The 9,793-nt window shown below is 71.6% G+C and carries 11 protein-coding genes; 6 read left to right on the forward strand and 5 right to left on the reverse strand.

All coding sequences use genetic code 11. From position 1 onward, the window contains the following. Positions 1-231 precede the first annotated feature (231 nt). The 3 genes from D7X55_RS28720 to D7X55_RS28730 all read left to right on the forward strand — a co-directional run bounded on the left by D7X55_RS28720 (position 232) and on the right by D7X55_RS28730 (position 2,004). Positions 232-492 (forward strand): phosphopantetheine-binding protein, encoded by a 261-nt coding sequence (locus D7X55_RS28720; protein WP_120553211.1) that lies wholly within the window; start codon positions 232-234, stop codon positions 490-492. A 96-nt stretch (positions 493-588) separates the two neighbouring features. After that, positions 589-1,191 carry a 2,3-diphosphoglycerate-dependent phosphoglycerate mutase gene (locus D7X55_RS28725; RefSeq protein ID WP_121724717.1) on the forward strand — a complete coding sequence of 201 codons (603 nt, stop codon included), beginning with the start codon at positions 589-591 and terminating at the stop codon, positions 1,189-1,191. Between the two features lie 108 nt (positions 1,192-1,299). Continuing rightward, positions 1,300-2,004 (forward strand): DUF4476 domain-containing protein, encoded by a 705-nt coding sequence (locus D7X55_RS28730; RefSeq protein WP_158626437.1) that lies wholly within the window; start codon positions 1,300-1,302, stop codon positions 2,002-2,004. 11 nt (positions 2,005-2,015) lie between these two features. On the opposite strand, the gene D7X55_RS28735 is transcribed toward D7X55_RS28730, so the two are convergent. Then, a complete protein-coding gene (locus D7X55_RS28735) occupies positions 2,016-2,519 on the reverse strand; it encodes a hypothetical protein (protein ID WP_120549134.1) in 504 nt (167 codons plus the stop codon). Positions 2,520-2,688: 169 nt separating this feature from the next. On the opposite strand from D7X55_RS28735, the gene D7X55_RS28740 reads away from it, so the two are divergent. Then, a complete protein-coding gene (locus D7X55_RS28740) occupies positions 2,689-4,155 on the forward strand; it encodes a chondroitinase-B domain-containing protein (protein ID WP_121724719.1) in 1,467 nt (488 codons plus the stop codon). 51 nt (positions 4,156-4,206) lie between these two features. On the opposite strand, the gene D7X55_RS28745 is transcribed toward D7X55_RS28740, so the two are convergent. The 3 genes from D7X55_RS28745 to D7X55_RS42990 all read right to left on the reverse strand — a co-directional run bounded on the left by D7X55_RS28745 (position 4,207) and on the right by D7X55_RS42990 (position 6,762). Next, entirely contained in the window at positions 4,207-4,656 is a 450-nt protein-coding gene (locus D7X55_RS28745) for a hypothetical protein (RefSeq protein ID WP_121724720.1), read from the reverse strand. Positions 4,657-4,683: 27 nt separating this feature from the next. Continuing rightward, positions 4,684-5,796, reverse strand: a complete 1,113-nt coding sequence (locus D7X55_RS28750) for a cytochrome-c peroxidase (protein ID WP_121724721.1) — start codon at positions 5,794-5,796, stop codon at positions 4,684-4,686. A 189-nt stretch (positions 5,797-5,985) separates the two neighbouring features. Next, entirely contained in the window at positions 5,986-6,762 is a 777-nt protein-coding gene (locus D7X55_RS42990; protein ID WP_147468370.1) for a hypothetical protein, read from the reverse strand. Between the two features lie 140 nt (positions 6,763-6,902). Between D7X55_RS42990 and D7X55_RS28760 the strand changes: the two genes are divergently transcribed. After that, positions 6,903-7,994 (forward strand): acyltransferase family protein, encoded by a 1,092-nt coding sequence (locus D7X55_RS28760; RefSeq protein ID WP_233610125.1) that lies wholly within the window; start codon positions 6,903-6,905, stop codon positions 7,992-7,994. A gap of 9 nt (positions 7,995-8,003) precedes the next feature. Here the strand turns inward: D7X55_RS28760 and D7X55_RS28765 are convergent, their stop codons facing one another. Beyond that, the gene (locus tag D7X55_RS28765; RefSeq protein WP_120549140.1) at positions 8,004-9,188 is read right to left on the reverse strand and encodes a tRNA-uridine aminocarboxypropyltransferase; all 1,185 of its coding nucleotides are present in this window, start codon (positions 9,186-9,188) and stop codon (positions 8,004-8,006) included. Between the two features lie 94 nt (positions 9,189-9,282). Between D7X55_RS28765 and D7X55_RS28770 the strand changes: the two genes are divergently transcribed. Beyond that, on the forward strand, positions 9,283-9,793 hold a 511-nt coding region (locus D7X55_RS28770; protein ID WP_121724722.1), incomplete at its 3' end, for a 16S rRNA (uracil(1498)-N(3))-methyltransferase.

Below are 9,793 nucleotides of genomic sequence, written 5' to 3' on the forward strand. Positions count from 1 at the left end.
CCCCGGGGAAGCGCAGCGCCAGCCCCACCACCGCCACCGCCATGGGCGCGTCCTCGTCCCCGGCGGCCGCTCCGGCCTCGTTCGCGTGGTCCATGGCCCGCGAGCCTGCCAGGGAAGTCAGGAAACCGGGGGCGCACGAAGCCCGCCTGCCTGCCCTGGCGCGGTCAGCCTTGACGCGGTAGTTCTATTTTCCTCAATTTGCGGCAAATCCAGCACCCGGAGGACTCCACCGTGAGCACACAGAGCGCAGGCCCCTCGCCCATGGAGGCGCGGCTGGCGGGGTACTGGCAGGAGCTGTTGGGCGTGGACGCCGTGCGGCCGGAGGACCACTTCCTGGAGGTGGGTGGCAATTCGCTCCTGGCCACGATGCTGGCCAACCGCATCGAGGACGACCTGGGCCTCCAGGTGGGCATGGTGGACCTGTTCAACACGCTGAGCGCGGTGGCGGCCGTGTGCGAGCGCCTCCAGTCCGAAGCCCAGGCCGCCGGCTGAACGCGCCCCCCAGCGTGGCGGCAGGACGACGGGCCGGGCGGGTGGACGGGGCTTGCCTCTTTTCCCCCCGCCCCCGGTTGGGCTAGCAGGGGGGCCATGCCCATCCTCGCCCTCGTCCGTCATGGTCAGTCCCTCTGGAACCTGGAGAACCGCTTCACCGGCTTCGTGGACGTGCCCCTCACCGAGCAGGGCCGCACCGAAGCCCGCAAGGCCGCGGAGGCCCTCCAGGGCGTGAAGTTCGACGTCGCCTACACCTCCGCCCTCAGCCGCGCGCAGCAGACGCTGGCCATCCTGCTGGAGACGCTGGGGCAGACCCCGCCCGTCATCCGCGACGCGGCCCTCAACGAGCGCCACTACGGCGACCTGCAGGGCCTCAACAAGGCGGACGCCGCCAAGGAGTTCGGCGAGAAGCAGGTCCACATCTGGCGCCGCTCCTATGACGTCCCGCCCCCCAACGGCGAGTCCCTGGAGATGACCGCGAAGCGCGTGCTGCCCTTCTTCGACCGCGCCATCGCGGGCGACCTGCGCCAGGGAAAGAACGTGCTCGTCGTGGCGCACGGCAACTCCAACCGCTCCCTGGTGATGCGCCTGGACAAGCTGTCCGGTGAGACGGTGGTGGGCCTGGAGCTCGCCACGGGCGTGCCGCTCGTCTACGAGATTGGCGCCGACGGCCAGGTCGTCTCCAAGCGCGGCGGCTGAAGAAAGCCCCCCGGGGTCTTCATGGGCTGCAGGGGAGGGGGGCTTGAATGAACGGCCCTCTGTCCCGTCAGATGGGTGGTAGCAAGAACACCCCCAAGGATGCACACCATGAAGGCCCTGACCCTCGCCGTCGTCCTGCTCTCCTCCGCCGCCTCGCTGGCACAGACGGCACCGCGCGCCGAGGAATCCGTCAACGTCCAAGGCTCCGCGGACTTCCGCCGCGCGCCGCCCCCGGGTCACTCCACGCCGCGCCCGGGCCCGGGCCCGCAGCAGCCGATGCCGCCCGCGCGCAACCTGGCCATCGTCGACCGTGAGCAGGTGGAGCGCCGCATCGACCGGATGGAGAGCGCGCTGCGCGACGCGATGTCCCGCACCAAGGACGCCAAGGGCCGCGAGGCCATCCGCGCCGCCATGGAGCAGCTGGACAAGCTGAGCGAGTACGTGGACGACGCCGCGCCGTACGGCACGGGCATCCCGGTTCCGCAGCAGCCGATGCCGCCCCCGCCGCCGGTCGTGCGCCCCATCCCGGACGCGCAGTTCCGCAGCATCACCCAGGCGATGGTGCGCGAGTCCTTCCCGCGCGAGAAGCTGCGCATCCTGTCGCAGGTGGCTCCGAACGAGAACTTCCTCGTGTCGCACATCCTGACGGTGCTGGGTCAGTTCTCCTTCTCCAACGACAAGCTGGAGGTGGTGCGCATCATGCGGCCCACGCTGCTGGATCCGCAGAACGGCTACCAGCTGTACCAGGCCTTCCCCTTCTCCAATGACAAGGAGAAGCTCCAGTCCATCCTCGACAGCGGCGGCCGCTACTAGCCTTCGATGCTTCAGCGCCGGAGCGCGGACCAGATGGCCCGCGCCTCCGGCGAGTCCGCGGTGGCATGCACGCTGGCCACCACCCGCCCTTGCGCGTCCAGCGCCAGGACGTAGGGCGTGTCGCTGGAGGAGAGTCCCAGCGCCTTGGCCATGCCGCCGTTCTTGTCCATCCAGGTGGACTGCCAGTAGTCCCTGGGCACCTGGCCCTTCGCCTTGCCCCGCGCGGTCCCCTCGCTGACGAAGAACGGCAGCTTGAGGGTGATGAGCGACTGGCGGCGCACCGAGTCCTCCAGGTGCCGGTCCGCCTCCGCGAACCAGCCGCGCATCCTGTCCCCCGCGTCCTTGTCGGTGATGACGACCATCAGGGTGGGCGCCCCCTTCAGCTCCTCGCTCTCATGCGGCCGGGCCGTCAGGTCCTTCGCGGCGAACTCCGGCAGCGGCTGCCCCTTCTCCGGCAGCGCGAGCGCGCCCGGGGCCAGCAAGAGCCCCCCGACCAGCGCAGGCATGGCGAGCATGGGACGTCCCCACCCGGACTCTCTGTGTTGGCGAGCCATGGGACGACAGGTGCTCACGCCCACGCCCTTTCCCTAGCAGCCGGGATGGCGGCGCACGCCAGGCTGCCTGCTTTGCGTGGAAATCCGGTAGCGTCGGGGTCCTCCACCACCCCCCTCCCGGGAGTCCCCCTTGAGAACCGTTTCCCTCGCGCTGCTCCTGTTGCCACTGACGGGCAGCGCGGCCGTGAAGAGCGTCTCCACCGTGACCGAACTCCAGGCCGCGCTGTCGTCCGCGAAGGCCGGCGACGAGATCGTCCTGGAGGACGGCACGTACACCGTCAACGCGAACCTGAGCTGCTCGGCGGAGGGCACCCAGGCCGCGCCCATCACGGTGCGAGCGAAGAACCGCCACGCGGCCGTCGTGCGCTTCAACGCGCTGGAGGGCTTCAAGGTGTCCGGCCGCTACTGGACCTTCGACGGCCTCACCGTGGAGGGCATCTGCGCGAACGACCAGAACTGCGAGCACGCCTTCCACGTCACCGGTCACGCGGAGAACTTCGTGCTGCGCAACAGCCGCGTGCGCGACTTCAACTCGCAGCTCAAGGCGAACGCGTCGCAGAACGGCAGCGGCGTCTGGGAGATGCCGCACAAGGGCCTCATCGAGCGCAATGAAATCTACGACACGCGCGCGCGCGCGACGTCCACGCCCGTCAACAAGCTGAACATCGACACGGGCGATGACTGGGTGGTCCGCGACAACGAGATTCACGACTTCGCCAGGCAGGGCGGCGGCATTCCCTACGGCGCCTTCATGAAGAGCGGCGGCAAGCGGGGCCTCTTCGAGCGCAACCGCGTCCTGTGCGTGAAGGACCTGCCGCTCACGGGCGCGAACGACACGCGCATCGGCCTGTCCTTCGGCGGTGGCGGCACCGGCAACCAGTTCTGTGCGCCGGCCTTCGACCCGGCCGTGCCGTGCTCGCCGGAGCACACGGACGGCATCATCCGCAACAACATCGTGGCCAACTGCTCGGACGTGGCCGTCTACCTGAACAAGGCCGCGAACACGCGCGTGCTGTTCAACACGTTCGTTGGAACGACGGGCGTGGACTACCGCTACGCCGCGTCCACCGGCGAGGCCATTGGCAACGTGATGTCGGGCCCCATCCGCACCCGCGACAGCGCCACCGTCACCCAGAGCACGAACAAGTCGAGCGTGCCCACCGCCACCTTCACGTCCTGGTACGTGGATCCGCTCAAGGGCGACCTGACGCTCAAGGGTGACGTGTCGGCCATTGGAACGGGCCCGCGGAACGCCCTGGTGCCGGAGGACTTCTGCGGGCGCGCCCGCCCCGCCACGACCACGCTGGGCGCCCTGGAGCACTCGCTGGGCAACTGCTCCGCGAGCACCGGCGGCGGCACGGATGCGGGCACCGGCGGCGGCACGGACGCGGGCACCGGCACGGGTGTCGACGCGGGCACCGGCGGCACTCCGGACGCGGGCACGGGCGGCAAGCCGGACGCGGGCTCCGGCCCGGAGAAGGAGAACCCGGGCAATGACGAGGATGAGGACGGCGGCTGCAGCGCGAGCCCGGGCCTGCTGCCCGCGCTCCTCATGCTGCTCACGCCGCTGGCCCTGCGCCGGCGCGCCCGTCGCTAGTTGAAGTCACGCGCGAGGCGGCTGGAGGCCCCAGCCGCTTCGCCGCGGTGGTTAGAACGCGGTGGAGACGAACAGGCCCGGCCGGATGGCCAGGATGCCGCCCGCCACCAGCGCCAGCGACACCAGCGCGCCCACGAGCACCGCCACGTAGCCGGGCGGCACGCGCTTCGCGTCACCGGACTCCGGGGACTCCGGGCCCGCGCTCGCGGCCGCCGCGCGCCGCCGGGTGGCGCCCAGCGGGCCCTGGATGGCGCCCACCGCCAGCACCATCATCACGATGTGCCCGATGAGCGCCGGGTAGTACCCGCGCGTCACCAGCACGCCAACGCCCACGAGCACCTGCAGCTGCAGGAACCCGGAGTAGGACGCGCCGATGATGCGCCCCACCTTGTCGAACGGGCGCTTCGTGGCGGCAGCGAACGCGAAGTACGCGAGCGCGATGACGCCGGACAGCAGCACCAGGTAGCGAAGGCCCGAGTGGAGATGGAAGAAGAAGGTCATGGGCGCGAGGGTTTAGCACCCGCCGGGCTAGGACGGGTCGGGCTTGGGCGTGCGCTTCGTGCTGGGAGGCAGGGGCGGCGCGGAGATGCGCTCGGCGGGGGGCAGCTCGCCGGTGAGGCTCTTGAGGAAGGCCACCAGGTCGTCCACCTCGCCGTCCTTCAGCGTGCGCCCCAGCTGGTAGCGGCCCATCAGGCGCACCATGGTGGGCAGGTCCTTCACGCTGCCGTCGTGCAGGTAGGGCCCGGTCATCTCCACGTTGCGCAGGGTGGGCACGCGGAAGTAGCCCCGGTCGTCCTCGTTCTTCGTCGCGTCGAAGCGGCCCGCGTCGGTGAGCGCCGGGTAGGCCTCCACCAGCCCCAGCTTCTGGAACGACGCGCCGCCCACCGCCGGGCCGTTGTGGCACGTGGTGCAGCCGGTGGTGACGAAGGCCTCCAGGCCGCGCTGCTCCTGCGCGCTCAGGGCCGCGTGCTCCCCGGCGAGGAAGCGGTCGAAGCGCGACGGCGTGGTGAGCGTGCGCTCGAAGGCGGCCAGCGCCCGGGCGGCGTTCGCCAGCGTCACGGGCTTGCCCGTCTTGGGGAAGGCGGCGCGGAAGCGCGTGGTGTACTCGGGGATGGAGGACAGCGTGGCCTCGACGCGCTTCGCGTCCGGCATGGCCATCTCCACCGGGTTCATCATGGGCCCTTCCGCCTGGGCCTCCAGCGTGGCCGCGCGGCCGTCCCAGAACTGCGCGATGTGGTGGGCCGCGTTGTAGACGGTGGGCGAGTTGCGGCTGCCCTTCTGCTTCTTGTGCCCTTCCGACAGCGCCTTGTTGTCCACGCCGAAGGTGTCGAGCCCGTGGCAGCTGTTGCAGGACACGTCGTGGTTCTTCGACAGCCGGGGCTCGTGGAAGAGCATGCGCCCCAGGGCCACCTGCTCCGCGGTGTCCTCGGGCAGCGGCGCCTGGTTGCGAGGCGCCTGGAAGAAGTGCGCCGCCAGCTTCGCCACCGCCTCGGCATCCGGCGGCTTGGGAGCCGCGGCCTGCGCCACCACCGGAGCGGGTGCGGGAGACTTCACCTCGGGTGCCTTCTCGGCGGAGCGCTGCTCGCAACCGGTGGCCATCACCGACAGGGTGAACCCGAGCAGCAGTCGATTTCGTGTCATGTGCGGAGCCTCCCGTCAGCAGTGGAGCGCACCGTACCAGTGACCCGGGCGGCTGGCTTCGGGACGGAACGTCGCACCCACCGCGTGGGCTTTCCCGTGCCATCAGTCCGGCAGCGCCTGCCCGCATGGCGGCCCGGCGGACGCGGCCCGGGGCCTCTGCGGAACAATCTCCGCGCCGCTACCTCTTCTTCAAGGACCCGGCGGCGTGCCGGGGACACGCAGCGGCGCGTCCGCATGGAAGCGCGGCGCCACGGAGGACGGCGGATGCAGGACGGTGACTCGGGCGGCAAGGGGCGACAGGTGGACGTGCTCGTCTGCCGCAAGTGTCTGGGCAAGTGCGCCCGGAGCGGCGGGCAGGACCTGCCGCGCTGGCTCCAGGGAGAGCTGGCCGAGCGGGGCCTCGCCGGACAGGTGCGCATCACGCCCACGGGCTGCATGAACCAGTGCCCGCGCCGTCAGGTGACCGTGCTCGTCTCCGACTCGGAGGACGCCGAAGGCCGCATGCTGCTGGTGGAGCCCCGGCTGCAACGCGACCTGCTGCTGAAGTTCGTGGAGCGCCGCGCCCGTCCGGACGCGCCCGCCACCACGCTCGGAGACGACAGTGCGGGGCGGGGGCAGGAGCACCTCGGTGATGAACCGGTCCACGAGGAACGCGGCCAGTAGCCCCGTGGCGGTCCCGGCGGTGTCCCACGCCAGGTCCTTCACGGAGAAGACGCTGCCGCGAGCCCGGTCGTAGACCTCCTTGCCCAGCCCCACGCCCAACCCCAGCCCCACGCCGGTGAGCGCCCGCGCGCCCGGCGAATCAAACAGCGCCGCGCCCACGCCATAGCCCACGCCCGTGGCGCCCGCGCACGCCGCGAAGTGTCTGGGCTTGTCGCTGCCAAACCAGTCATCGCCAGACGCGGCGCGGACGGAGGCCGGAGCGGCCAGGAGCACGAGGGCGGCGAGCGCGGGACGGGTGGACATGCATCCATCCTGTAGCATCCCCCACACGGGGTGCGACCTGGGCCGGGAGTGAGAATCCGGGTCGTTTCCACGCTTGCCGACCCCCACGGTGGGTGCGTTTTGGAGACGAGGCCCGAAGCTGGGCTTATGCTCGGACCGTTTTGAAAGGCTTCGCTCCCTCGCTCAACTTCCGGCAGACCCGGCACCCCGCGCTGGATGGCGCGCGAGGACTGGCCGTGCTCGCCATGGTGATGGGTCACACGCTGGATGCGCTGCTAGCGCCCGCGTTCCGGGACCACCCGTGGGTCCAGGAGTATTGGAAGCTCCGGGGCATCACCGCGCCGCTGTTCCTGCTGGTGAGCGGCTGGGCGGTGGTGATGGCGCTGGGCACGAAGCCTGGGGCCGCGAAGGACTCCTTCGGCCGCCGCTTCCGCCGGGCGCTGCTGCTGCTCTTCCTGGGCTACCTGCTGCACTGGCCGGGCTGGGGCGCGGTGCGTGAACTGGGCTTCAGTGATGCCATGCTGCGCAAGGTGTTCCAGTTCGACGCGCTCCAGTGCATTGGCGCGGCGCTGCTGCTGGGCGCGATGGCGCTGGTGGTGACGCCGAACCGGGGCGCGAGGGCGCTGCTCCTGGGCGGGCTGGCGGTGGGCATCCCGCTGGCGAGCGCCGGGATGTGGCACGCGGGCGAGCACCTGCCGGTGCCGCTGCAGCAGTTCATTGGCAACGGGGAGGGCAGCCGCTTCCCGTTCTTCCCCTGGGCGGGCTTCTTCTTCGCGGGCGCGTTCGCCGCGCAGCTTCTGCACCTGCTCAAGCCGGGCCTGGCGCAAGGCTTCTCGCTGCTCGCGCTGGGCGGGGCGCTGCTGGGGCTCACCCACCAGGTGCCCGTGGAGTGGACGCCCACCAGCCCCACGATGGTGATGTACCGCGTGGCGCAGGGCCTGCTGGTGCTGGGCGTGGTGAACCTGCTGCCGCAGCGCTTGAGCGGCCTGCTGGCGCCGCTGGGCCGGCTGTCGCTGTGGATCTACGTGCTGCACCTGCCGGTGGTGTACGGCTGGGCGGACATCGCGGGCCTCTCGCAGCGCATCGGTCCCCGGCTGGGCATGGCCGCGGCGATGGGCGTCTCCGTGGCGCTGCTGGTGGGCTGCTACCTCGTCGCCCGCCTGGGCCGCTGGGCCCGCGAGCAGGCCCGTCCCTGGCGCGCCGGCTCCACCACGCTGGGCGCCAGCGTGGGCACCGCGCGCCTGGGCCAGTAGGCGCGGCTTTCAGCCTCCGGAGCCGGTGCGCGGCAGCTTCGCGGGAGGCTCGGTGGCGTTTCCGCGCGCCACCAGCTCGCGCGTCACGGACTCCAGCGCGCTGATGCGGCGGCCCGCGCGGCCCCGGGCCCACGTGGCCACCTGGGGCGCCTTGAGCAGCTCCACGGCCTGCTCCACGCCGCCCGCCTTGCCCTTGAGCGCCCGCGCCGTGGCCAGCCGCACGTTGCGCGCGGCCCTGCGCGCCAGGCCCCCGTTCCTCAGCAGGTCCAGGGCGAACGTGGTCCACACCGTCAGCTCGTCGTCCGGGCGCAGGAAGGCCTCGAAGCGGGCCAGCGCCTGGGCGCGCGGCTCGCCGGCGCGCAGCTCCTCTTCCGTCAGCTCGACGTGCAGGGGCGTGCTGTGCGCCAGCGGCTGCTCCGGCGCGATCACGGCCTCGAAGCGCTCGCCCGTCGCGTAGCGGACCGCCACCAGGTGCACCAGCTCCGGAGGAATCCCGCTCTCCAGCGGGTGCGCGTTCGCCTCCGCGTAGAAGAGCACCAGCCGCTCCGAGGCGTCCGCCAGCGAGCGCAGCTCCAGCGGCGGGCGCCACTCGCCCTTGTAGATGCGGCGGCGGTTGGGCCCGGTGCGCGTCTCCTGCCGCTCCAGCTGCGTGTCCACCATGAACTCGAACGCGCCCAGCATGCGGTCGAAGTAGTCCGGCTTGCCCTCCAGCTGGCCCAGGATTTCCGCCACCGCCTCGATGGTGGAGACGCAGTGGTCCGCCGGCTCCGCGCGGATGCGGTAGTTGCTCGGGCGGCGAGGCACGAAGCCGATGCGCGGCAGCGCCGCGAGCACCGGGTTGCGCATCACCACCTTCTTCGCCTGGGGCCAGGTGCCGTCCACGACGATGAGCGTCTCCGGCGGGTTCGCCTGGGCCTCCTCCACGGAGATGGCGTCCTCGCCCGGGAAGAGCACCGCGACGCGCTCCGGGTGCTTCGCCAGCTCCGCCAGCCGGGCGTGGCCGGTGAAGTCCACGCCCCGGTGCAGCTCCGAGTTGGGCAGCGACAGGTGCGCCATGCGCGCCGTGCCAATGGCCACGCGCCGCTCGCGGGGATGCTGGAGGAACACCACGCGCGTGCGCGTCTGGAGCTGGGGGACGTGCGCGCAGTAGCACGCGCTTTCAGGACGCAGACACTTGATGCAGAAGGTACGCACGCCCGGCCCTTTATCACGCCCTCGGGCGAAGCGGCCGGGACGCCCTGCTCGCCCCCTCCCCTGCCCGGCCGGGAACGGCTACATGGAGGGGACCGTGAACCTGCTCCTGCTCTTCGACGAGGACTTCCAGCCGGACGGCACCGCCCGCCTCACCGGCCGCCGCGCCCAGCACGCCCGCGAGGTCCTCAAGGCCGAACCCGGCGAATCCCTGCGCGTGGGCCGCCTCAACGGCCTCACCGGCACGGGCGAGGTGCTGGAGAACTCGCCCGGCGTGCTCCACCTGCGCGTGGACCTGACCGAAGCGCCCCCGCCCCGGGCCGGCGTGGACCTGCTGCTGGCCATCCCGCGCCCCAAGGCGCTCAAGAAGGTCCTGCCCGCCGTGGCGTCGCTGGGCGTGGACCGCATCGTGCTGGTGAACGCGGCCCGCGTGGAGAAGAGCTACTTCGACTCCAAGGTGCTCAACGAGGCCTTCGTCCGCGAGCTGCTCCTCCAGGGCCTGGAGCAGGCCCGCGACACGCGCCTGCCGGAGGTGCTCATCCGCGAGCGCTTCCGCCCCTTCGTCGAGGACGAGCTGGACACCGTCTTCGGCCCGGAGGCCCTGCGCC

This window comes from Corallococcus sp. AB049A, from assembly GCF_003668885.1.
Taxonomy (GTDB): Bacteria; Myxococcota; Myxococcia; order Myxococcales; family Myxococcaceae; genus Corallococcus; species Corallococcus interemptor.